Annotated in this window: 24 protein-coding genes; 11 read left to right on the forward strand and 13 right to left on the reverse strand. The window is 64.3% G+C overall.

Going from position 1 to position 22,664, the window contains the following annotated elements:
- Nucleotides 1-16 precede the first annotated feature (16 nt).
- From cls to H4I97_RS05290, 4 genes are all read left to right on the forward strand, one after another.
- A complete protein-coding gene (gene cls, locus H4I97_RS05275; protein ID WP_182306875.1) occupies nt 17-1,465 on the forward strand; it encodes a cardiolipin synthase in 1,449 nt (482 codons plus the stop codon).
- A gap of 38 nt (nt 1,466-1,503) precedes the next feature.
- The gene (locus H4I97_RS05280; RefSeq protein ID WP_182306876.1) at nt 1,504-2,319 is read left to right on the forward strand and encodes an endonuclease/exonuclease/phosphatase family protein; all 816 of its coding nucleotides are present in this window, start codon (nt 1,504-1,506) and stop codon (nt 2,317-2,319) included.
- 66 nt (nt 2,320-2,385) lie between these two features.
- Nucleotides 2,386-4,539: an NAD-dependent DNA ligase LigA gene (ligA, locus tag H4I97_RS05285; protein ID WP_182306877.1), complete on the forward strand. Its 2,154-nt coding sequence runs from the start codon at nt 2,386-2,388 to the stop codon at nt 4,537-4,539.
- A gap of 114 nt (nt 4,540-4,653) precedes the next feature.
- Nucleotides 4,654-6,315 (forward strand): U32 family peptidase, encoded by a 1,662-nt coding sequence (locus tag H4I97_RS05290; RefSeq protein WP_182306878.1) that lies wholly within the window; start codon nt 4,654-4,656, stop codon nt 6,313-6,315.
- Between the two features lie 31 nt (nt 6,316-6,346).
- On the opposite strand, the gene H4I97_RS05295 is transcribed toward H4I97_RS05290, so the two are convergent.
- The 5 genes from H4I97_RS05295 to H4I97_RS05315 form a co-directional block, all read right to left on the reverse strand.
- Nucleotides 6,347-7,183: a GGDEF domain-containing protein gene (locus H4I97_RS05295; protein WP_182306879.1), complete on the reverse strand. Its 837-nt coding sequence runs from the start codon at nt 7,181-7,183 to the stop codon at nt 6,347-6,349.
- A gap of 269 nt (nt 7,184-7,452) precedes the next feature.
- Nucleotides 7,453-9,504, reverse strand: a complete 2,052-nt coding sequence (locus H4I97_RS05300) for a DEAD/DEAH box helicase (protein WP_182306880.1) — start codon at nt 9,502-9,504, stop codon at nt 7,453-7,455.
- Nucleotides 9,505-9,669: 165 nt separating this feature from the next.
- Nucleotides 9,670-10,230, reverse strand: coding sequence for a GNAT family N-acetyltransferase (locus tag H4I97_RS05305; protein WP_182306881.1), 561 nt, complete (start codon nt 10,228-10,230; stop codon nt 9,670-9,672).
- Between the two features lie 165 nt (nt 10,231-10,395).
- On the reverse strand, nt 10,396-10,692 hold the full coding sequence (locus H4I97_RS05310) for an alpha/beta hydrolase (RefSeq protein WP_182306882.1): 297 nt from the start codon (nt 10,690-10,692) through the stop codon (nt 10,396-10,398).
- A complete protein-coding gene (locus H4I97_RS05315; RefSeq protein WP_182306883.1) occupies nt 10,689-10,994 on the reverse strand; it encodes an alpha/beta hydrolase in 306 nt (101 codons plus the stop codon). The genes H4I97_RS05310 and H4I97_RS05315 overlap by 4 nt, the downstream gene beginning before the upstream one ends.
- 124 nt (nt 10,995-11,118) lie before the next feature.
- On the opposite strand from H4I97_RS05315, the gene H4I97_RS05320 reads away from it, so the two are divergent.
- Together H4I97_RS05320 and H4I97_RS05325 are read left to right on the forward strand one after the other, a co-directional pair.
- On the forward strand, nt 11,119-11,760 hold the full coding sequence (locus H4I97_RS05320; protein ID WP_182306884.1) for a 3'-5' exonuclease: 642 nt from the start codon (nt 11,119-11,121) through the stop codon (nt 11,758-11,760).
- An 85-nt stretch (nt 11,761-11,845) separates the two neighbouring features.
- Nucleotides 11,846-12,334 (forward strand): CreA family protein, encoded by a 489-nt coding sequence (locus H4I97_RS05325; RefSeq protein WP_182306885.1) that lies wholly within the window; start codon nt 11,846-11,848, stop codon nt 12,332-12,334.
- A 358-nt stretch (nt 12,335-12,692) separates the two neighbouring features.
- Here the strand turns inward: H4I97_RS05325 and H4I97_RS05330 are convergent, their stop codons facing one another.
- Nucleotides 12,693-13,157 (reverse strand): chemotaxis protein CheW, encoded by a 465-nt coding sequence (locus H4I97_RS05330; protein ID WP_112688099.1) that lies wholly within the window; start codon nt 13,155-13,157, stop codon nt 12,693-12,695.
- Nucleotides 13,158-13,415: 258 nt separating this feature from the next.
- Entirely contained in the window at nt 13,416-14,204 is a 789-nt protein-coding gene (locus H4I97_RS05335; RefSeq protein ID WP_182306886.1) for a DUF2189 domain-containing protein, read from the reverse strand.
- Between the two features lie 136 nt (nt 14,205-14,340).
- Here H4I97_RS05335 and H4I97_RS05340 point away from each other — a divergent pair, with 136 nt between their 5' ends.
- From H4I97_RS05340 to H4I97_RS05350, 3 genes are all read left to right on the forward strand, one after another.
- Entirely contained in the window at nt 14,341-14,499 is a 159-nt protein-coding gene (locus tag H4I97_RS05340; protein ID WP_182306887.1) for a hypothetical protein, read from the forward strand.
- 143 nt (nt 14,500-14,642) lie between these two features.
- Nucleotides 14,643-15,242, forward strand: a complete 600-nt coding sequence (locus H4I97_RS05345; RefSeq protein WP_182306888.1) for an SCO family protein — start codon at nt 14,643-14,645, stop codon at nt 15,240-15,242.
- 122 nt (nt 15,243-15,364) lie between these two features.
- Entirely contained in the window at nt 15,365-16,240 is an 876-nt protein-coding gene (locus tag H4I97_RS05350) for a 50S ribosomal protein L11 methyltransferase (RefSeq protein ID WP_182306889.1), read from the forward strand.
- Between the two features lie 219 nt (nt 16,241-16,459).
- Here the strand turns inward: H4I97_RS05350 and H4I97_RS05355 are convergent, their stop codons facing one another.
- Nucleotides 16,460-16,633 (reverse strand): hypothetical protein, encoded by a 174-nt coding sequence (locus tag H4I97_RS05355; RefSeq protein WP_182306890.1) that lies wholly within the window; start codon nt 16,631-16,633, stop codon nt 16,460-16,462.
- A 292-nt stretch (nt 16,634-16,925) separates the two neighbouring features.
- Between H4I97_RS05355 and H4I97_RS05360 the strand changes: the two genes are divergently transcribed.
- Nucleotides 16,926-18,761, forward strand: coding sequence for an aminopeptidase P family protein (locus H4I97_RS05360; RefSeq protein WP_182306891.1), 1,836 nt, complete (start codon nt 16,926-16,928; stop codon nt 18,759-18,761).
- On the opposite strand, the gene H4I97_RS05365 is transcribed toward H4I97_RS05360, so the two are convergent.
- Complete coding sequence (locus tag H4I97_RS05365; RefSeq protein WP_129332538.1) at nt 18,751-19,062, reverse strand: AzlD family protein; 312 nt, start codon at nt 19,060-19,062, stop codon at nt 18,751-18,753. The genes H4I97_RS05360 and H4I97_RS05365 overlap by 11 nt on opposite strands.
- A complete protein-coding gene (locus H4I97_RS05370; RefSeq protein ID WP_182306892.1) occupies nt 19,059-19,778 on the reverse strand; it encodes an AzlC family ABC transporter permease in 720 nt (239 codons plus the stop codon). Before H4I97_RS05370 ends, H4I97_RS05365 begins: the two co-directional genes overlap by 4 nt.
- A gap of 135 nt (nt 19,779-19,913) precedes the next feature.
- On the opposite strand from H4I97_RS05370, the gene H4I97_RS05375 reads away from it, so the two are divergent.
- Entirely contained in the window at nt 19,914-20,162 is a 249-nt protein-coding gene (locus H4I97_RS05375; protein ID WP_182306893.1) for a DUF2164 domain-containing protein, read from the forward strand.
- 30 nt (nt 20,163-20,192) lie between these two features.
- On the opposite strand, the gene panB is transcribed toward H4I97_RS05375, so the two are convergent.
- From panB to pncA, 3 genes are all read right to left on the reverse strand, one after another.
- Complete coding sequence (panB, locus tag H4I97_RS05380; RefSeq protein WP_182306894.1) at nt 20,193-21,020, reverse strand: 3-methyl-2-oxobutanoate hydroxymethyltransferase; 828 nt, start codon at nt 21,018-21,020, stop codon at nt 20,193-20,195.
- 1 nt (nt 21,021) lies between these two features.
- Nucleotides 21,022-21,894 (reverse strand): pantoate--beta-alanine ligase, encoded by an 873-nt coding sequence (panC, locus tag H4I97_RS05385; RefSeq protein ID WP_182306895.1) that lies wholly within the window; start codon nt 21,892-21,894, stop codon nt 21,022-21,024.
- 87 nt (nt 21,895-21,981) lie between these two features.
- Nucleotides 21,982-22,608 carry a bifunctional nicotinamidase/pyrazinamidase gene (gene pncA, locus H4I97_RS05390; RefSeq protein ID WP_182306896.1) on the reverse strand — a complete coding sequence of 209 codons (627 nt, stop codon included), beginning with the start codon at nt 22,606-22,608 and terminating at the stop codon, nt 21,982-21,984.
- Nucleotides 22,609-22,664 lie beyond the last annotated feature (56 nt).

Here is a 22,664-nt window from a genome sequence, read left to right on the forward strand (position 1 = left end):
GTTTCCCTCCGCTTCGATGTTCGAGACGCTGCAAAGCTACTGGCCGGAGGTCCTTGCCGTCCTGTCAATCGGGATGGGCACGATCGCGGCCGTTCATGCGGCGATGACCAAGCGCGAGGTGCGATCGGCGATCGGCTGGGTCGGCATCATCATCCTGTCCCCGATCGTCGGTGCGTTGATCTATGCGGTGGTCGGCGTCAACAGGATCCGCCGCAAGTCCATCCTGCAGCGGCGACCGCATCGTCACGAGGCGATCCGGCGCGTTCTGTCGCAGTTCAAGCTGCCGGCGGACGAGGTCGAGCGACAGTTCGGCCGACCAATGGCCGCATTGAAGGTTCTCGGCGACCGCGTCACCGGACACTCGCTGTCGTCCGGCAACAGCCTTGCGATCCTTTCCTCCGGCGATGAGACCTATGATGCCATGGCCGCCGCGATCGAGGGGGCCCGGCGCTCGATCGTCGTTGAAACCTACATTTTTGACCGCGACGCAGCCGGGCTCAGGATTGCCGATTGCTTGATCGCCGCGCACAGGCGCGGTGTCGCGGTGCGGGTGCTGGTCGATGCCGTCGGCGCCCGCTACAGTACACCCAGTATTCTCGGTTACCTGAAGGACGCCGGCGTTCCCGCCGCCGCCTTCAACGGCAAGGTCATCCTGGGGCTCCGCCTGCCTTACGCCAATCTTCGCACGCACCGGAAGATTATGGTGGTCGATGGCGCGGTCGCCTTCGCCGGCGGCATGAACATCCGCGAAGGGTTCATGGGCAAGGACGGTGCCCGCGACACCCATTTCCGGCTGACCGGGCCGGCGGTCGCCGATCTGCTGGCGGTGGCGGCGGAAGACTGGGTCTTCGAGACGGGGGAGGAACTGAAGAGCGATGTGTGGAACGTCTCGGTCGGCGATGCCGGCCCGGGAACGCCGTCCTTCGTGCGGGTGATCGCCTCCGGCCCCGACACCAATCTCGAATGCAATCACAAGGTCCTGATGGGGGCGTTCTCGGTCGCCGAGCGGTCGATCCGCATTGTCTCCCCCTATTTCCTTCCCGACAACATCCTGCTGGGCGCGCTGGCGACCGCCGCAAGGCGCGGCGTGGCCGTCGACATCGTCGTCCCCTCGCAAAACAACCTCGCCATCGTCAGCCGTGCCATGATGGCCCAGTTCGACCAGATCCTGAAGGACGGTTGCCGGATCTGGAGCGCAAAGGGTCCGTTCGACCATTCCAAGCTGATGACCATCGACGGGCAGTGGAGCTTCATCGGCTCATCCAACCTCGATTCCCGTTCGCTGCGACTCAATTTCGAGGTCGACCTGGAAGTCTACGATCCGCATTTCGCCGAACGCATCGATGCGAGGATCGCCGCCTCCCGCGAAGGGGCGGAGGAGATCACGCTCGAGGCACTTCACCACCGGCCTTTCATTCTCCGGCTTTTCGACCGTGTCCTGTGGCTCGGTTCGCCCTATCTTTGAGAAGGTCGATGTTTGTCTTGGGAAAAAGCGGTTCAGGCATGAAAAGAAAGACCGGAAGCATTGCGAGGACGATGATCACCTCGATCCGGAACCGGCACGATCGTCCGGCGGCGCACACGCCGCACCACCGATCCGACGAGAGCATGGTCGTCGCCTCCTACAATGTCCACAAATGCGTCGGCACCGACGGCCGCTTCGACCCCGAGCGGGTGATGGAAGTGATCCGCGAGATGGACCCGGACGTCATCGCGCTGCAGGAGGCGGACGAGCGGTTCGGCGAGCGTTCGGGCCTTCTGGACCTGCCGCGGCTCCGGCTGGAGATGGGGCTCACGCACATTCCGGTCCTGCACAAGCCGAGGTCCCACGGCTGGCGCGGCAATGTGCTGCTCTTCAAGGAAGGGGCGGTCAAGGACGTTCACCAGGTCGCGCTGCCGGGGCTGGAACCGCGCGGCGCCGTGGTCGCGGAGATCGATCTCCACCGCGGGCTCGGACTTCGCGTCATCGCCGCCCATCTCGGGCTCTTGCGCTGGGCGCGGCGACAGCAGGCGGACGTGATCGTCGACATCATGACGGAGCGGGAGGAAAAGCCGACGGTTCTGATGGGGGATTTCAACGAGTGGCGTCTCGGCGAGGGGTCCTCGCTCATGCGGTTCGAGCGGGCGTTCGGACCGCTTCCGCCGCCGGTGGCGAGCTATCCGGCGCGTCTGCCCGTCCTTGCCCTCGACCGGATCATGGCCAACCGGTCCGGGCTCGTCGCCGACATCACCGTGCACGACTCGCCGCTTGCCCGCGAGGCATCCGACCACCTGCCGATCACCGCCCGGATCGACATTTCGAAAGCGGTCGTCGACTGAGCGGAGATGTCTTTTCATTCGCGAGAATTCGGCTAATACCGGCAGGTCCCATTCTGGAGAGCGGCGATGGCGAATGACACGATTGCAGTCGAGGATCTGACCGAGGAGCAGGCGGCTGCCGAGCTGGCGCGGCTCGCGAAAGAGATCGCCCATCATGACGCGCTCTATCACGGCAAGGACCAGCCGGAGATCTCCGACGCCGCCTACGACGCGCTGAAGCTGCGCAACGATGCGATCGAGGCACGGTTCCCGGCGCTCGTGCGCGAAGACAGCCCGTCGCGGCGCGTCGGTTCGGCGCCCGCCGGCGCCTTCGCGCAGGTCGTCCATGCCCGGCCGATGCTGTCGCTCGACAACGTCTTCACCGACGAGGACGTCGCCGACTTCGTCGCCTCGGTCTACCGGTTTCTCGGCCGGCTGCCGGACGGTTCGATCGCCTTTACCGCCGAGCCGAAGATCGACGGCCTGTCGATGTCTATCCGCTACGAGAACCGCCGCCTGGTGACGGCGGCGACGCGCGGCGACGGCACCACCGGGGAGAACGTCACCGCGAACATCCTGACCATCCGCGAAATCCCGCGCGAGCTGCCGGCCGGCGCCCCGGACGTCGTCGAGGTTCGCGGCGAAGTTTACATGGCGAAGAGCGACTTCTTCGCGCTCAACGCGCAGATGGAAGCGGAAGGCAAGCAGACCTATGTCAATCCGCGCAACACCGCGTCCGGTTCGCTGCGGCAGCTCGACCCCAAGGTGACGGCAAGCCGCAAGCTGAAGTTCTTCGCCTATGCCTGGGGCGAGATGACCAATATGCCGGCGGAGACCCAGATGGGGATCGTCGAGACGTTCCGCGAATGGGGTTTTCCGGTCAATCCGCTGATGAAGCGGCTGCATTCGATCGAGGAGATCCTGGCGCACTACCGGGAAATCGGCCTCATGCGCGCGGACCTCGACTACGACATCGACGGCGTCGTCTACAAGGTCGACCGCTTCGACCTACAGGAGCGGCTCGGTTTCCGCTCGCGCTCGCCGCGCTGGGCGACCGCGCACAAATTCCCGGCGGAGCAGGCGCTGACACGGCTTCTCGGCATTGACATCCAGGTCGGACGAACGGGCGCACTGACCCCGGTCGCGCGGCTGGAGCCGATCACCGTCGGCGGCGTTGTCGTCACCAATGCCACCCTCCACAACGAGGACTACATCAAGGGGATCGGCAATTCCGGTGAGCCGATCCGCGAGGGTCGCGACATCCGCATCGGCGACACGGTGATCGTGCAGCGGGCGGGCGACGTCATCCCGCAGATCGTCGACGTTGTTCTCGACCGGCGGCCGGACGATGCCGTGTCTTACGAGTTTCCGCAGACCTGCCCGGTCTGCGGCAGCCATGCCGTGCGGGAGGTCAACGAGAAGACTGGCCGGATGGATTCCGTCCGCCGCTGCACCGGCGGCTTCGTCTGCAGCGCGCAGGCGAAGGAGCATTTGAAGCACTTCGTTTCGCGCAACGCTTTCGACATCGAGGGGCTCGGCACCAAGCAGGTCGATTTCTTCTTCGATTGCGGTGACCCGTCGCTGGAGATCAAGACCGCGCCGGATATCTTCACGCTCGAGCGGCGGCAGCAGGCGGCGCTGAACAAGCTGGAGAACCGCGACGGCTGGGGGCGCACGAGCGTCGGCAAGCTCTTCGAGGCGATCAACAGCCGGCGCGAAATCGCGCTCCACCGGCTGATCTTCGCCCTCGGCATCCGCCATGTCGGAGAGACGACGGCGAAGCTGCTGGCACGCTCCTACGGTACCTACGAAGCCTTCCAGCGCGCGATGCAGGATGCGGCGCCGATGCACGGCGATGCCTGGAACGAGCTCAACGCCATCGAAGGCATCGGCGAGGTGGTCGCGACCTCGATCGTCGAATTCTTCAAGGAGCCGCGCAATGTGGAGGTCGTTTCGCGCCTGCTCGAGGAGGTGACGCCGCTTGCCGCCGAGCTGCCGGTCGCAACCGGAAGTCCGGTCGCCGGCAAGACCGTCGTCTTCACCGGTTCGCTCGAAAAATTCACCCGTGACGAGGCGAAGGCGAGGGCGGAAAGCCTCGGCGCCAAGGTCGCCGGCTCGGTGTCGAAGAAGACCGACTATGTCGTCGCGGGGCCGGGCGCAGGTTCCAAGCTCGACAAGGCACGCGAGCTCGGCGTCGCGGTGATGGACGAGGACGAGTGGCTGGCCCTGATCGGGGGCTGACGGACACGGGTTTTCTGCGAACGGGTCGCGTCTTGCTGGCCCCGTGGCCGCTTCTGGTGTATAGGCCTGCCAGATTGCGGGCCAAGGGCGCGCGTGAGAAGGTTGATCCATCCGATGACAGCAATTGCCAGACGTTCCGAACTCCTGATGCCCGCCGGCTCGCTCGAGCGGTTGAAGGTCGCCGTGCTCTACGGAGCGGACGCCGTCTACATGGGCACGCCGGACATGTCGCTACGGACCAAGTCGCAGCTCTCGCTGGACGACGTGAAGGAGGGCATTCGCTTCGCCCATGAGCATGGCGTGCGCGTCTACCTGACGCTGAACCTCTTCACCCACAACAAGGATGTGCCGAAGGTCGCCGAGTACGTCGAGATCTTGAAGGATGTGCGGCCGGACGGCGTCATCGTCGCCGATCCCGGCGTCTTCCATTACCTGCGCAAGCACGCGCCGGAGCTGAAGCTGCATGTCTCGACGCAGGCCAATGTCTGTTCGTGGCTGACGGTCGATGCGTGGAAGGAGCAGGGCGCGGAGCTCGTCGTGCTTGCCCGCGAGGTGACGTTCTCCGAGCTCACCGAAATCCGGGAGAAGTGCCCCGACGTGCGGCTCGAAACCTTCGTCCACGGCGCCATGTGCATGACCTATTCCGGGCGATGCCTGCTTTCCAATTTCATGGCCGAGCGTGGCGCCAACCAGGGCAACTGCGCCAATTCCTGCCGCTGGCAGTACAAGGTGCATCTGCGCCTCCGCGACGGCACGATCAAGGAACTCGAAATCAACGAGCACAACGAGGGCCTCTTCGAATTCGTGCTGGAAGAGGGCGCTCGCCCCGGCGAGCTGATGCCGATCGAGGAGGATTCGCGCGGTTCCTATATCCTGAACTCCAAGGATATGTGCCTGATGCCGAAGCTCGATGACTATCTGAAGCTCGGCGTCGACAGCCTGAAGGTCGAGGGCCGCAACAAGTCGCCCTATTACGTCGCGACGGTGGCGCGCACCTATCGCCGCGCGATCGACGACTACTATGCCGATCCGGAGAACTGGTCGCCGGAACCCTATATGCGCGAACTGGAATCGGTCGGCAGCCGCGGCTTCACCATCGCCTTCCACGAGGGGCGACTGCAGAACTATGCGCACAATTATGAGAACACCAAGACCTTCGGCACCTGGGAGTTTGCCGGCATCATCCAGGAGGTCCGCGAGGACGGCTTCGTCGTCTCGGTGAAGAACAAGCTCGAAGCCGGCGACGTGCTGGAACTGATCCCGCCGAAGGCGACGGACGAGACTGTCTTCCTGCGGCTCTACGAGTTCCGCCATGCCGATGCGCCGGACGTGGCGCTCGAAGCCGTGAACGCCGGGCCGCAGCGGCCGATCCTCGTTCCGTTCACCGCCTTCGACCGCGAGACGGTCGAGGACCTGATCGCCAAGTTCCCGCCCTTCACCATCATCCGCAAGGAGACGCCGCTCACCGAGGAAGAATGGCAGCGGCTGCGCGTCGACAAGGTGGCGCAGAAGATCGAACTCGGCCAGACGGTCTATGAAGGCGCCTACCGCAACGGCGTGAAGAAGCTGCAGGAAGCGATTTCCGAAGACGTGATGGAAAAGCGCTCCAAGACCTCGCGCAAGGGCGTCGAAGGCTGCTGCGGACGCGGCTGCAACGGATGTCTGATGTTCTGGAACGACCCGGAATACGCCAAGGCGCGCGAACTTCTGGCAAAGAAGAAGCACGGCGAGATGCTCGATAGGGATATGCGCGAGGTGGCTCCGGCGGCGGAGTGAGGGCTCCGCGCGGTTAACGCCCAAAGGGACTTCAACCCGCCTGCGCGGATGGCTCCGTCATTGGCGGGTTCGTGGTCGTCAGCGTGGCGAGTTCGCCTTCGTCGACGATCCGGTTGCGGCCCGAACCCTTCGCAAGATAGAGCGCCCGGTCGGCGGCAGAGTAGGCGGCCGCGTAGTCGCGTCCGGCCGCGATCATCGCAAGGCCGCCGGAGATGGTGACGTTCAACCTCTGACCACCTGCGGAAATGACGGTCGTCTCGACGGCCTGCCGCGCCTCGTCGGCCGCCCGTTTGGCCTCTTCTATCGTCATGTCGCGGAAGAACACCGCAAACTCCTCGCCGCCGATGCGGGCGACGAGGTGGTGATCTCCGGCGAGGCCGGCAAACTCGCGGGCGACGGCCACGATGACCTCGTCACCGGCCAGGTGGCCGTAGCGATCGTTGACTTGCTTGAAACGGTCGATGTCGAGCAGCAGGAGGACGCCGCGCTCGTCGCTGGCGAGCGCCTCGGTGAACGCCCGCCGGTTCGGAAGGCCGGACAGCATGTCGGTGCGGCTCTGACGGAGATATTCGAGCCGGGCATCTGCGAGCGCGGTGATCGAACGTCCGACGACGATGGTCGCCAGTACGCCGAGCGTTATCGTGAGCGGGATGCCCATCACCGTGCCGATGAGGATGCCTTGCCAGACGGAATACGGCAGCAGACCGAGCGAGTGGAAGAGAAGGTGGAGGAGGACGATCAACCCCCAGGCGACGAGGGCCATGCGGCCGGAGAGATGCAGCGCATAGCGCAGCACGATGGTGCGGTCATTGAAATCCGTCAGGCTGATGTTTGGTGTCAGCCATCGTTCCAGGTAATCCATCAGCATGCGCGCTCGCGAGAACGTAAGGTCTTCGATACCGGACCGGTCAGAGCTTCAATCATGGGTTATCTCTGATTGATTGTCATCAACCTTCGATGCAGACTTTCGGATGTGACTACCGCGTCATCCGTTAACGGCGCCTTCATGGGCCGTGCCACGCCGCACCTTCCCTCACCCGATGCTGAAGGAACGGTAAACGGCTTCAGCAGACGTGCTCGTTCCACGGTGATCGAGCACAGATCCGGTGGAGAAGGGGAGCGGCGCGCCGGGGCGCGTCAGCCCCGGTTTCCCGCAGGCTTGCCCTTCTTCGGGGCGCCGTTGCCGGCTCCGCCGAACTTGCCTTTCGGCTTTCCTGCGAAGTCCTTCTTGCCGGAAAAATCCTTCTTGCCGGCAAAGGTCTTCCCGTCACCCTTCGGCCGATCGCTCCTGCGATCGTCGGAGGCCCGGTCAGACCATTCGGGTTTCGCCTTCTTGGCGTAGGGCTTCTGTGCGGGGCGGTCGTCCTGGCGTTTCGGCCGTGCCGGCGCATCGGCCCAGACCTCGGCATCCACCGACTGAAGATCGTCCCTGCGCGGCCGGCGACCGGCTTCCTCGGTCTTCCTGACGTAGGGGCGCTTCTCACCACGGGGTGCGAATTCCTCCCGTTCGCGCGGGGGACGGGCTGCTCTTTCCTTCGGCGGCGCGGAGAAATCCGGCGTGCCGGGAAGCTGCCTGACCGTAATCCCGCGTTCCAGTGCGCCGCCCGATCCGATCGCCTGCAGGAAGGTGTCGAGGCCGTCCTGGGCGATTTCGACGAAGGTCTCTTCCGGCTGCATCTTGATGGCGCCGATCTCGTTCTTGGTGATCTTGCCGTTGCGGCAGAGCATCGGGATCAGCCAGCGCGGCTCGGCGTTCTGCCGCCGGCCGACCGAGAGCGAGAACCAGACGCTCGGGCCGAAATCGCCACGCGGCTTGGTGGCGGCGCTTGACGGATTGGCGTAGTCGGGCTCGCGGCGCTGCTTGCTCGCTTCGAGATTGACGGGAATGAGATCTTCCGGTGCGGAACGGCCGGCACGATAGGTGCGGAGGAAGGCGGCGGCGACCTTCTCCGCCCCGTGGGTCGCCAGAAGATCGGCGATCGTCGCCTGTTCGTCCTCGGCCACGGCGTCGGCGAAGGCCTGATCGGCAAGAATGCGCTCGCCGTCGCGGGCGAGAACCTCGTCGGCGGACGGCGGGTTTGCCCAAACCGGTGTGATCTGCGCGCCCTGCAGCAGGCGCTCGGCCTTGCGGCGCTGGTTGACCGGCACGATCAGCGCGGAGATGCCCTTGTTGCCGGCGCGGCCGGTGCGGCCGGAGCGGTGCAACAGCGTCTCGGAATTGGTCGGCAGGTCGGCGTGGATGACGAGCTCGAGGCCCGGCAGGTCGATACCGCGGGCGGCGACATCGGTCGCGATACAGACGCGGGCGCGGCCGTCGCGCATCGCCTGCAGCGCGTGGGTGCGTTCGTTCTGGCTCAACTCACCGGAAAGGGCGACGACGGAAAAGCCGCGATTGTGGAGCCGCGCCGTCAGGTGGTTCACCGCCGCGCGGGTCGAACAGAAGACGATCGCGTTGCGCGCCTCGTAATAGCGCAGCACGTTGATGATGGCGTTCTCGCGGTCGGGGGAGGCGACGACGAGCGCCCGGTACTCGATGTCGACATGCTGCTTCTGCTCGGAGGTCGTGGCGATCCGGCGGGCGTCGCGCTGGTAGCTGCGGGCGAGATCGGCGATCGAGCGGGGCACGGTCGCCGAGAACATCAGCGTGCGGCGGTCGTCCGGCGAGGCTTCGAGGATGAATTCGAGATCCTCGCGGAAGCCGAGATCCAGCATCTCGTCTGCCTCGTCGAGGACGACGGCACGCAGCGCCGAGAGGTCGAGCGCGCCGCGGGTGAGGTGGTCGCGCAGGCGGCCGGGCGTTCCGACGACGATATGGGCGCCGCGTTCGAGCGCCCGGCGCTCGTTGCGGATGTCCATGCCGCCGACGCAGGATGCGATCGTGGCGCCGGTGAATTCATAGAGCCATTCGAGCTCGCGCTTCACCTGCATGGCGAGTTCGCGCGTCGGAGCGATGGCGAGCGCCAGCGGTGCCCCGGCACGGCCGAAGCGGTTTTCGCCGGCAAGCAGTGTCGAGGCGAGCGCAAGCCCGAAGGCGACGGTCTTGCCGGAGCCGGTCTGGGCGGAGACCAGCGCGTCACGGCCCTCGAGCTCGGGATCGAGCATCGCCTGCTGCACGGGGGTGAGCGTCTCGTAGCCGCGCTTGCGCAAGGCCTCGGCGATCGCCGGAACGATGCCGTCAAAATCAGTCATGGAAATCGTCTTTCGAAATCAGGAGTGTCTGCGGTCCAATACGCCGCGCCCGCCGCTTGCGGGCAAGTTTGTGTCGTACCTACCCGTGTTGCCGGCGAAAGTCGAGGGGGAAGGGCCGAAAAGGCCGGATAACGTGAAGGCAGGTGGCGTGAGGCGCGAACCGCCTCACGCGCTCTTCTCCGCCTGTTCGGCACGAAGACGCGCCATGGTATGTGCATCGACATAGCCACCGGCACGGTAGGCATAATCCCTCAATGTTCCCTCTACGCGAAAGCCGAAGCTTTCATAGAGCCGAATGGCGGCCTGATTGTCGATGAAGACCGTCAGTTCCAGACGTGCGATGTTCAGCCAACCGTCGGCAATGGCGACGATCTCACCGAGGAGCGCGCGTCCGATGCCTCGTCTCTGATAGTCGTCGTGCACACCCATGCCGATGCTGGCCGCGTGGGCGCGACGACCCGTAAAACGGTTGAGGCCGATATCGCCGACGATGGTGTTGTCCATGAGCGCCACGAGCGAAACGCTGCCCGGCGCCTCTGTCTCTATGAACTTTCGGACATCCCCGGCTTTGGGATAGGGCAGGCGCAGAGTACCGGCGCGGAAGCCCGGCAAGTGCTGCACGGCGGCTATCCCTTCCGCATCCGCGGAGGTGCGGGCGCGAATGACCAGGCCAGAAGGCCAAGCAGCGGCCGGGTTGATCGGATTCGTGGGCGGTATTTCAGGCATTGTGCTCTCCGTAGGTTTGCCGGGAGAGCGGGGCTTCTCGAACCCTACTCGCCTCGGTAGGGTTCGCTGAATAATGATCGTGCTGTTATCGACGCGACCGCATTCCAGCGTCCCTTGGAAGGACGATGGTGGTGACGGTCATATGCAGGGGCGAAACAATTGCGATCATGCTGAAATGGTGTTGGTCGCGGTTCCCCTTGTCAAGGATGGGTATGGCCTCGACATAATGTCCCGTAACCATTGTCGCGAAATGGCAACATCGCGCCCGTTCTCATCCCAGCCGTGACCGCAGCGCAGAAGGTGGTGCGTGACCTCGGCGCCCGCCTCGTGAAATTGCCGGGCCAGCGTCTCGCCGTCCTGCGGGGCACGACGGCTGTCGGTGGCACCAGTCAGGATCAGGATCGGATAGCCGGCCATTGATGGAAACGGGACGTCCGGCTCGAGGGACAGGGCGCGCATCAAGATTGCCCCCGCGTCAGCTGCCGGGTGTCGCGCGCCAGCGCCGCACAGGCGATCGCGCCGTTGGAATAGCCTGCCAGAACAGGCTTGCGCTGCCCCAACGTGCCGGTCAATTGTTCGATGAGGAATGCGAGTTCGCCAACTGATCGGGCGAGATCTGCCTGGTCGCGGCCACGGTCCGGCTTTCGGCGGAAGAAGGCGTATTTGCCTTCCCAGACGATATTGCCGCGCAGGTGGATCAGCGGCGCATCGGGGGCGATGTCCTGCGCGATGCCGCTCCAGGTTTTCGTCCTGGCCGCTGCCATGCAGCAGCAGGAGCGGGACGCCGCTTGCGTCCGGATTGTCGATCTCGCAGTAGAACCCGGTGATCTCCGGCAATTTCGCGTCCGTTTTGTTGCCTGAATCTTTCTTGCAGTCTATGCCGGGTTCATGTCGTCCACATTGCAGCCTTCGAGCAAGACTATCGCCATCGACTTCGAGACCGCGAGTGAAGCACGCGCCAGCGCCTGTTCGATCGGGCTTGCCTTCATCGAGGACGGTGCCGTCGTGCGGGTCGAGGAGCGGCTGATCCGCCCGCCGGGCATGCGCTTTTCGTCGTTCAACATCGCGATCCACGGCATCCGTCCGGAAGACGTGGCCGGTCAGCCGGAATTCCCCGATGTGATGGCGGAGTTCTTCGAGGACTTCCACGGCGCGGCGATGATCGCGCACAACGCGTCCTTCGACTTTTCTGTGCTGCGGGCGAGCCTCGATTTCTACGGGCTCGCCTATCCGGAACTCTCCTACTACTGCAGCGTCAAGCTCGCGCAGCGCCACTGGCCGGACCTGCCATCGCATCGGTTGAACAGCCTCGCCGATCATCTCGGGCTTTCCTTCGAGCATCACAATGCCGCCGAGGACGCACGCGTCTGCGCGCTTGCGACGCTGGCCATGGCCGAGGAAGTGGGGGTGCGCGGGGTCGACGAACTGGCCGCGCGCACCGGCGTCAATCCCGGCCGCCTGCACCGGGGTGGTTACGAGGCCTGTTCCTTTGCCAAGCGAGCGCGGAAGACGCCTGTCCTTCAGGGGTAGGGACGGGGCTCGGCGGACGAGCAGCGCTTGTCGCGGGCGGGGCCCGATGCCACATAAGGTCCGAACACAGCACAGGAGCGAAGCCATGCCCTTCCGCAAGCCGATTTTCGCCGCAGCACTCGTTCTCGCGGGCAGCATTCCCGCCGCCGCCGAGGTGGTCGGCAAGGTGGGGGTGGACTGGGTCGGCAACGATATCGTCATCGAGGCCGTCACCGATCCGCAGGTCAAGGGCGTCACCTGCCACGTGACCTATTTCGACCGGTCGATCATCGACCGACTCTCCAAGGGCAACTGGTTCGAGGACCCGTCGAACAATTCCATCGCATGCCGGCAGACCGGTCCGATCGAGATCGGTGACATCGATCTTTCTGAAGAGGGCGAGGAAGTGTTCCGCGAGGGGATGTCGCTCATCTGGAAGAAGCTCGTCGTCAACCGCATCTACGACAAGGCGAACGACACGCTCATCTATCTCGTGCATTCGCGCCAGGTGGTGGAAGGGTCCGCGAAAATGGCGATCTCGACCGTTCCGCTGTTCGACCAGCCGGTGACCTGGACGAACGGCAAGCCACGGTGAAACGAGATGCCGGCCGTCGTCCGGCGTTCCAAAATGAACCAAAAAAGGTCGGGCAACTGCATCTCAAATGCGACAGGGCACCATTTTTTACCTTCAGATGTGAGGGGATTTGAGGCAGAATACAACCGATGTGTTGTGAAATCGGCGATATACCCCATCACCGCAGCTCGCACGCATGTCTTGCCAATACTGCTCGACCAAGGGCTGGTGCCCGCGGTCGTTGAATGACGAAGGCCTTGGAGACGGTTCGTTTCCAAGGCCTTCTTCGTTCCGGGAGATGTTCATGCGGATGCGGCCGCCGCCGCGAGCGATCGCCGTCCGGAGGTCGCCGCGTGCGTCTCAGTCGGGGCAGACGTGATCAGGCGGCCTGCGCGAGTTCGTCGGCGATGACGGTGTCGAGGTTCAGGAAGCAGACCATCGACTTTTCGAGCGCGACGATGCCGCGGCAGAAGGCGCGCTGGGCTTCCGGGATGATTTCCGGCGCCGGCTGCAGGTCTTCGGCGCGGATCGTCATCATGTCGGAAACCTGTTCGACGAGCAGGCCGACGAGCTTGCCGGCGATGTCGGTGACGATGATCGCTGCGCGCTCGGAGGGTTCCGTCATCTTCATGCCGAGACGGCAGGCCATGTCGATGACCGGAATGACGGCGCCGCGCAGGTTGATAAGGCCGAGGACGTAAGGCGGCGTGTGCGGCATCGGTGTCACCGGCGCCCAGCCACGGATTTCGCGGATCGCCATGATGTCGATGCAGAATTCCTGGTCGCCCAGGTGAAAGGATACGATTTCCAGATAGGCGCCTGACTGCTTGATTGCGTTCGTCATGTCTGAACTCTTCCCGGTTTGCCGGCGGCTCGGATCGGGTCCGGTCGGCGCGGCGGCATTGCGTCGTCCGCTGCGTCACGACGGAGCCGTGCTCCGCTTTCGCGTCGGTGGTGCATGATCACTGCGGAGAACCGAGGAGATGGATCGGCCATCCCGGCGGACGTGATGTCCAAACGATCCTTACTGAATCATCTTCGCCCTGCGACACTGGCAGAGATTTCTTAAACATCCGCTAATCTTGGGGGGCTCCGCGCCTCGTCAGTCGAGCGCCACGACGCGCCGGTAGAGATGCCAGGTCGCGTGTCCGAGAACCGGCAGCACGACGACGAGGCCGGCAAACAACGGCACCATCGCGAGGATCGCCGCGGCCGCAACAATGACGCCGAAGCCAAGCATCGCCACCGGATTTTCGGCGACGGCACGTACGCTGGTGATCATCGCGGTGACGAAGTCGATGTCGCGGTCGAGCAGCAACGGCATCGAAATAACTGTCACGCTGAAGAGGGCGGTTGCGATGACGGCACCGACGATCGTGCCGATGGCGAGGAAGAGCAGACCTTCCGGCGTCGTGGTCACGACGGCGAGAAAGGCCGGCAGCGAGGCGGAAATCTTGAAGCCGAGGAAAAGCGCGAGCAGCAGACGCACCTGGTAGATCCAGACCCAGAAGACGAAGAGCACCACGAAAGCCATCCAGGAGAGCTGGCGCTCCCGCTGCCGGAAGACCTCGGCGAGCACGCCGCGGCAGGTGATCGGCAGCGCCTGCTCGTCGCGCCGGCTGATCTCGTATAGCCCAACGGCGACGAAAGGCCCGATCAGCGGAAAGCCGATCGCGATGGGAATAATCATCCAGGGCTGGTGATAGAAGCTGAGCACAACGACGATGAACAGGCCGCTGAGGGCATAGATGCCGCCGAAGAACAGGCCAAAGAGCGGGTGCCGGCTGAAATCCCTCAAGCCCTGCCGCAGGGCTATTCTAACGTCGGCAAGGCCGACCGAATTGATTCGGATCTTGTGCGGCGGTACCGCACCGACGACCTGTTCTCCCATGCGCCCCTCCCAAGACTTCCGGCAGACATTCCGGAAAGAAGGATTGCAGATCGGCGGCCTTTGTCCATCTTTTTCGCAAGGCTCGCGAGCAAGATTTGGACTTCTCCCGGGCGGCCGGAGGCGGTATGAAGACCGCATGGAACAGCAGGCGAGAAAATCATCGGGATTTGCCCTCCTGGCGGCGCTCTTCGGTGTCGGCGCGATGGTGACGGGCGCCGTCTTCGCAGGCTGGCTCAACTATGGCTCGGCAATCGTGCTCGCCTATATGGAAAACGGGCTTGCCACCTGCTTCTGAGCCGGCGAGACAAATCCGCGCGCTTTTCCAAGATAACTGCCTCTTGAATTGCGCCGGCCGTCGCCGGGTTGTATCAGCGGGCATCACGTGCGGCGGAACGACTCCCCTTGTGTTCTGCCCGACAAAAACAGGACAGGAACAACATGAAGACGCTGCGGATCATTCTCTGGGGAGGCGTTCTCGTTTTCGCCGGGCTGCTCGGATGGCTGACCTTCCAGGTTACGCAGTCGAAGGAGCAGATCTCGGAAGCGCCGTTCGGCGTGCCGTTCCAGCTCGTCGACCAGACCGGCAAGCCGATCACCGAGCAGGCCTTCCGCGGCAAACCGACGGCGCTCTTTTTCGGTTTCACCCATTGCCCGGAAATCTGCCCGACGACGCTCTTCGAACTCAACGGATGGCTGGAGAAGGTCGATCCGGACGGTACCCGGCTGCAGGCCTATTTCGTCACCGTCGATCCGGAGCGGGATACGCCGGAAATGCTCAACAACTACATTTCCAACGTCACCAAGCGGGTGATCGGCATCGCCGGTCCGCCGGAGAAGGTGGCCGAGGTCATCAAGGGTTTCCGCGTCTACGCCAAGAAGGTCCCGCTCGACGAGAAGGACCCGAACGGCGACTATATGATGGATCATACGGCGTCCGTCTTCCTGCTCGACGCCGAGGGCCGGTTCAAGGGCACCATCTCCTACGGCGAGAATCCGGACGTGGCGGTGCAGAAGCTCGAAAATCTGAAGAACGGTTGACGCCGCCGGCGGTTCTGCAGGCATCTGCCAGGTTGCCAGCGGCGGCCCGGCGTTGTACCGGAGACGACGAGAGAGGGCAGGGCCGGTGATCCTGCCCGTTTCCATGATCAGGAAGGCCCGTCGTGAGTGAAATCCGCCTCTACGTAACCGTCACCGAGAAGGTGGCGAACGACATCCTCGAGCTGATGACCAGCTTCTTCGGCGAGGAGGATTACGCAATCGCGACCACCGAGATCGACGAGAAGAACGACGTCTGGGAAGCCTCGATCTATCTGATGGCGGACGAGGAGGCGGAGGTCCACGACCGGCTCAGCGTGATGCTCGCCGAAGATTTCTCCTCGCTTGCGATCGAGCGCGAAGTCATCCCCGACATCGACTGGATCGCGAAGTCGCTGGAAGGGCTGACGCCGGTTCGCGCCGGGCGTTTCCTCGTCCACGGCTCGCACGACCGCGATAAAGTCCAGATCAACGACCTTGCCATCGAGATCGACGCCGGTCAGGCTTTCGGAACCGGCCATCATGGTACGACGGCGGGCTGCCTCGAAATGATCGCCGACGTCACGCGGGCGGAGCAACCCCGAAATGCGCTCGACCTCGGAACGGGAAGCGGCGTGCTGGCGATCGCCGTGCGCCGCCTCGTGCCGATTCCGGTGCTTGCGACCGACATCGATCCGATCGCGGTGCGCGTCGCCAAGGAAAACGCCCGCCGCAACGGCATTGTCTCGGGCATCGAATTCCGGGTCGCGCCCGGCTTTCATTCGACAGCGTTCGGCAAATACGGCCCGTTCGACCTGATCATCGCCAACATCCTCGCGCGGCCGCTGATGAAGATGGCGCCGCAACTGGTCGCCAATCTTTCGGGCGGCGGTTCGGTCATCCTGTCGGGGATTCTCGCGAGCCAGCGATGGAAGGTGATTGCCGCGTATAACGGCGCCGGGCTGAAGCACGTCCGCACGATCTGGCGCAATGGCTGGGTGACGATCCATCTGCGCGGCTGAGGCGAGGTGAGAGCAGAAGTTTTGCCGCATTGCAGCATTGCTTCTGGTGCATGGCTTCTAAAGGCTCCCCAAATATGAAAGGCGACATCCGGAGATGCCGCCTTTCCGATCAGATCGACTGATCGATGCATGGGCTCGGGAGGAGGAGAAGCCCACGCGTGTCTCGTATTCCGGCGCTGGCGCAGACCTGGGAGGAGGAGGGGTCCGCGTCGCGTTCGATCAGAATACGGAGCTCGCAGCCCGCTTGCGGCGAAGTTCCGCGCGGCTTGTTCCGATGGTTTCCAGCGTCTTGTCGTCCAGCGACAGGAGCGCGTCGTTGACGTAACGGCTGACCTGACGCTCGCGCGCCTCGATGATCCGCTGATAGGCCCTGTGGAGGAAAGAGCTTGCCATCTTTCTGTTCCTTTCATTCCGGGCGGTGATCGCTGTCCGTTCGATGACTGGAATATAGTGAATCCGGAGCCGGGCGGCAGAGGGTAATCCCTCATGGGTGTTATGCGTCTCGCGCATGGATGGCCCGCTGCTTGAGCACTACCCCTGCTGCTCTGAATAAAAACGAGGCAGGCTGCCGCTGATTTTGGCTGACGCAACCTCATCCCGGGTGCGCCGGTCCCGAGAAAACCTGATGAACCGGGCTCGCCTCTTGCTATAAGGCAAATCAGTCATCAGTCAGAGCGAGTCCGTCATGTTCCAGTCCTTCGAGGTGAAGTCCACTCCACAGTTCGGCCGTGCGCGCGTCGAGGCGCTGCGGGCGCGTTTCGCCGCCCTCGGCATCGACGGCTTCCTAGTGCCGCGTGCCGACGAGTATCAGGGCGAATATGTTCCCGAATCCGCCGAGCGGCTCGCCTGGCTCACCGGGTTCACCGGCTCGGCGGGGCAGGTGCTCGTCACCACGGCGGAGGCGATCGTCTTCGTCGACGGCCGCTATGTGACGCAGCTTGCCGAGCAGGTCGATTCTGCCGTCTTCAAGGGCGGCGATCTCGTCGGCGAGCCGCCGCACAAGTGGATCGCGACGCATGCGCCGAAGGGCTTCCGCCTCGGCATCGACCCGTGGCTGCATACCGGCGCAGAGGTGCGGCGGCTGGAAAAGGCACTCGCCGAGAAGGACGGCGCGCTGGTGCTGCTCAGGGAGAACCCGCTGGACCAGTCGTGGACGGACCGGCCGGCCGAACCACTCGGCGCCGTCGCGATCCAGTCGCAGTCCTATTCCGGCGTTCCGGCCGAGGAGAAGATCGCCCGCATTGCCCGCGAGCTCGGCGAGAAGAACCTGTCTGCCGTCCTCGTCACCGATCCTTCGTCTGTCGCATGGATCTTCAACATCCGCGGCAGCGACGTGCCGCATACGCCGCATCCGCTGGCGCGCGCGATCATCGAGGCGAGCGGACACGCCGTGCTCTTCCTCGACAAACGCAAGACCGGGATCGAGGCGGAGACCTATCTCGCCGGACTTTGCACGCAGGTCGAGCCGCTGGAGCTTTCGCCGCGGCTGCAGGCGCTCGCCGCCTCCGGTGCCCGCATCCTCGTCGACCCCGACCTGACGCCGTTTGCCCTTTCCGAGCTGATCCGCGACCACGGCGGTACGGTGGTCGAGGGCAATGATCCGGCGAAGATCCCGCGCGCGGTCAAGAACACCGTCGAGCTCAACGGCTCCGCCGTCGCCCATATTCAGGACGGAGTGGCGGTCGTCGAGTTCCTCTCCTGGTTCGACCGCCAACGGCCGGGCACGGTGACCGAGATAGGGGCGATCCAAGCACTAGAGGAGGCCCGCCGGCGCGTCGGCGAGCGGATGCAGAACCCGCTCAAGGACATTTCCTTCGACACAATTTCCGGCACCGGTGAGCATGCGGCGATCATGCACTACCGGGTGACGACCGAGACCGACCGGACGATCGATTCCGGCGAACTCTTCCTCATCGATTCCGGTGCGCAGTACGTGAACGGCACGACCGACATCACCCGCACCGTCGCCGTCGGGCCGGTGTCGGACGAGAAGAAGCGCTTCTTCACGCTGGCGCTCAAGGGCATGATCGCGATCAGCACCGCACGGTTCCCGAAGGGGACGCGGGGCTGCGACCTCGACCCGCTGGCACGCATCGCGCTCTGGAAGGCGGGGGCGGATTTCGCCCACGGGACCGGCCACGGCGTCGGCTCCTATCTCTCAGTGCACGAGGGGCCGCAACGCATCGCGAGGCTCTCGACGCAGGAACTGCTGCCGGGCATGATCCTTTCCAACGAGCCGGGATACTACCGCCCCGGCGCCTTCGGTATCCGCATCGAGAATCTTGTCTATGTGCGGGACGCCGAGCCGGTCGAGGGCGGCGACATGCCGATGCTCGGCTTCGAGACGCTGACCTATGTGCCGATCGACAAGTACCTCATCGTCACCTCGCTGCTGACCGAGGAGGAGCTCGACTGGCTGGACGCCTATCATCGCCGCACGCGCGAGGAGCTGATGCCACTCATTCCGGATGAGGAGACGCGGGCCTGGCTCGAGCGGGTGACCGAGCCGTTCAGCCGATGAAATAGCGCATCGCCATCACCGCGATCCATCCGGAAACGAGGAGCGGGATGGCGGAGAACCGCAGGCCGACGGCAAGGGCGACCGCCATGGCGACCTTGACGTCGGTGCCGCCGGTAAAGAAGGCGGGCGCGACGAGCGTCGTCAGCACGGCGGCGGGAACGGCGCTGAGCGCCGCTTCGAGGCGCGGCGGCACCGTCTTCAGCCGCGCGATCAGCAGATAGCCGCCGATGCGGGTGAGGTAGGTCGCGACCGCGGCGGCGACGATCAGGAGCGTCATGTAGGGGGTGAGAAATTCGCTCATTCGCCGGCCTCCGCGCGAGCCTCGGCCGCTCGCGGCGCCGCGACCTTGGGCGGCAGCAGTGCAGCGAGCGCCACGCCGGCGAGGGCACCGATGCTGACGTGCCAGGGCGTGCCGACCATGCGGTAGGCGACGATGGAGACGGCGGCGCTGACGGCGACCACCGGCAGGAAATTCGCCCGCCTGCGGAAGCCGAGGACCAGTCCCATGAAGTAGATCGGCAGCAGCACGTCGATGCCGATTGCCGCCGGGTTGCCGATCATGCTGCCGAAGTAGGCGCCAATGGTCGTCGTCGCCACCCAGCCGACATAGATCGTCGCGGCGAAGCCGAAATACCAGGCGAAAGAGACGGATCGCCCGGTTTCGCCCCGTGTCAGCGTCTCGGCGAACTGCGGATCGGTGAGGAAGAAGAAGGAGAGCGCCTTCTGCAGCGGCGAGAAATGCCGGATGAAGGGGGCGATGGCCGCCGAATAGAGGATGTGGCGGAAGTTGACGGCGAAGATCGACAGCACGATCACCCACATCGGCACGTCATGGCCGAAGAGCTCGATGCCGACGAGCTGGCTCGCGCCGGCAAAGACGATGGCGCTCATGAGCGTCGCTTCCGCGACCGTCTGCCCGTTGGCGACGGCGACTGCGCCGTAGAGCGCGGCGAAGGGAATGGTCGAGATCAGGATCGGCGTACTGCCGCGCAGACCGTCGAAAAGATCGGATTTCATGAAGGCTTCCTTTTGCGGAAGAGATAGAGGCGCAGCGCCCGGCGAACAATTGAATTTGGCTGATGGATCGATTGATTCGCCTTACTTATCGTGGCACGCTCCGGCGGTAGCGATCCTTCCCGAAGGAGCAGGCGGATGCCGAAACTCGATTTCTCCAGCGATGATCAGGCGGCGATCGTTGCGCGGGTGAGGGATTACTTCCTCTCCGAATTCGACCTCGATGTCGGACGGTTTGAGGCCGAGGCGATCCTGACCTTCTTTGCGAAGGAGATCGGTGCCCATTTCTACAACCGCGGCCTCTACGACGCCCAGTCGGTGATCGTGAACCAGGTCGACGTCATCAACGACGCGATCTACCAGCTCGAAAAGGCGCCCGGCGACTGAAGGACGCCGGGTCAGATCGTGCCTCCGGTCCTACTTCTTCGGGCGAACCTGAAAGGTATGCTCGGGACCCGGAAATGTCCGCGCCCGGACCTCCGTCGCATAGTCCTCGGCCGCCCTGGAGATGACATTGGCCAGTTCGGCGAAATGCTTGACGAAGCGCGGCCTGAAATCGTTGAACAGGCCGAGCATGTCGTCCGACACGAGCACCTGACCATCACAGGCGGGCGATGCGCCGATGCCGATCGTCGCGGCCGATACCGCTTCGGTAATCTCCCGGGCCAGCGGCTCGACCGTTCCCTCGATCACCATGGCGAAGGCGCCGGCTTCGTCGATGGCGCGGGCATCCCTGCGGATCTTGTCGGCTTCCTTGTCGGTGTGTCCCTTGGAGCGGTAGCCGCCCGAGGTGTTGACCTGCTGCGGCATCAGGCCGACATGGCCGAAGACCGGCACGCCGCGGGACACGAGGAAGGCGACGGTTTCCGCCATTTCCTCGCCGCCTTCGAGCTTGACGCCGTCGCAGCCGGTTTCCTTCATGATGCGGGCGGCGGTGCGGAAGGCCTGTTCCTTCGATTCCTGATAGGAGCCGAAGGGCAGGTCGACGATGACGCAGGCGCGGCTGACACCGCGCATGACGGCCTGGCCATGGGCGATCATCATCTCGACGGTGACGCCGACCGTGGTGTCCATGCCGTAGAGCACCATGCCGAGGCTGTCGCCGACGAGCAGCAAGTCGCAATGCGGGTCGAACAGGCGCGCCATCGGCGTCGTGTAGGCGGTGAGAGAAACGACCGGACGCTCACCCTTGAGTGCCGTAATTTCATTCGGGGTCAGCCGCTTCTGGCGGGGCGGGGTGCTCATGTCAGGCGGCCTCCATGCCGTTTTCGGATGCGATGTCGATCACGCGGTTGTCGAGCAGCTTTGTCTTGCCGATCCGGATATAGAGCAGGATGAGCGCTGCGTCCTCGATGGTTTCGAGCGGCTCCAGCGTCTTCGGGTGACGGACGGCGACGACCTCCGGCGTGGCGAGCGGCTCGCTGCGGATGAAGGCGTCGAGCTTCGCTTCGAGTTCGGCCGGGTTACGGACACCCTCACGGATCAGGCGTTCGGCTTCGTCGAGGGTGCGCGGCACGATCACGGCCGCACGGCGCTCTTCCGCCGAGAGATAGACGTTGCGTGACGAGCAGGCGAGGCCGTCCGCCTCGCGCACAGTCGGGACCGGAACGATCCGCACCGGTTGCGCGAGGTCCTCGACCATGCGGCGGATGACCGACACCTGCTGGTAGTCCTTTTCGCCGAAATAGGCGGTGTCCGGCTGAACAATGTTGAAGAGCTTGGTGACCACAGTCGCGACGCCGGCGAAATGGCCCGGCCGGGCCGCGCCTTCGAGTTCGCTTCCGAGCTTCGGAACGTCGACCACCGTTTCCATCGGACGCGGATACATGTCGGCGACGGTCGGAGCGAAGAGGAAATCGACCCCGGCGGCTTCGAGCATCGCGCTGTCGCGCGCGAGATCGCGGGGATACTTGTCGAGGTCCTCGCTGGCGCCGAATTGCAGCGGATTGACGAAGATGGAGACCACCGTCACGTCGTTCCCGGATCGGGAGTTCGCCACGAGCGTCATATGCCCGTCATGGAGATAGCCCATGGTCGGCACGAAACCGACAGTCTTGCCCGCCCTCCTAAGCGGTGCGAGGCGCAGGCGCAACTCCTCGATGGTGCTGACCGTTTCCATCCGGCCTCCTCCTTTTCGCACTTGCGAAGGCTCACTAGCGCGCGGGCGAAAAAAAGGCAATTGATGAAATCGGGTGCAGGCCTTCGGCTATAGGAGTATGTCGGCGCTGCGGACGATCTCGACGCCCTTTTCCCGCATCTCGGCGATCGCCGTCTTGACGCCTTCCGGGTCGATGCCGCGGCTCGCATCCTCGACGAAGCGGACCTTTACGCCGGGCAGCATTTCCACGGCATCGAGCGCGGAAAACTTCACGCAATAGTCGGTCGCAAGTCCGCAAATGTCGATCTCGTCGACACCCTTCTCCTTCAGATAGTCGGCAAGCCCGGTGAGCGCCGCCCGGTCGTTGTCGCGGAAGGCGGAGTAGCTGTCGACCGCCGGGTTTTGGCCCTTGCGCTGCACATGGTCGATGCTGAGGACGTCCAGGTCCGGATGGAAGGCGGCGTCTTCAGTTCCCTGCACGCAATGGTCCGGCCAGAGCATCTGCGGCTTGCCGGAGAGTTCGCCGATTTCGAAGGGCGATTTGCCGGGATGGGAGGAGGCGAAGCTGCCATGGCCCGGTGGATGCCAGTCCTGCGAAGCAATCACGAGGTCGTATCTGCCGCTTGCCATCAGGGCGTTGGCGACCAGAACGACCTCGTCGCCGCCGGCGACCGGCAGGTTTCCGCCGGGGCAGAAGCCGTTCTGGAGATCGATCAGCAGCAGGGCTCGGGCCATTTCGGTTCCTCATTTCGCGTTGATCGGACAGGATGGCAACCACGCCTCCCGGGATC

The organism is Ciceribacter thiooxidans (assembly GCF_014126615.1).
Classification (GTDB): domain Bacteria; phylum Pseudomonadota; class Alphaproteobacteria; order Rhizobiales; family Rhizobiaceae; genus Allorhizobium; species Allorhizobium thiooxidans.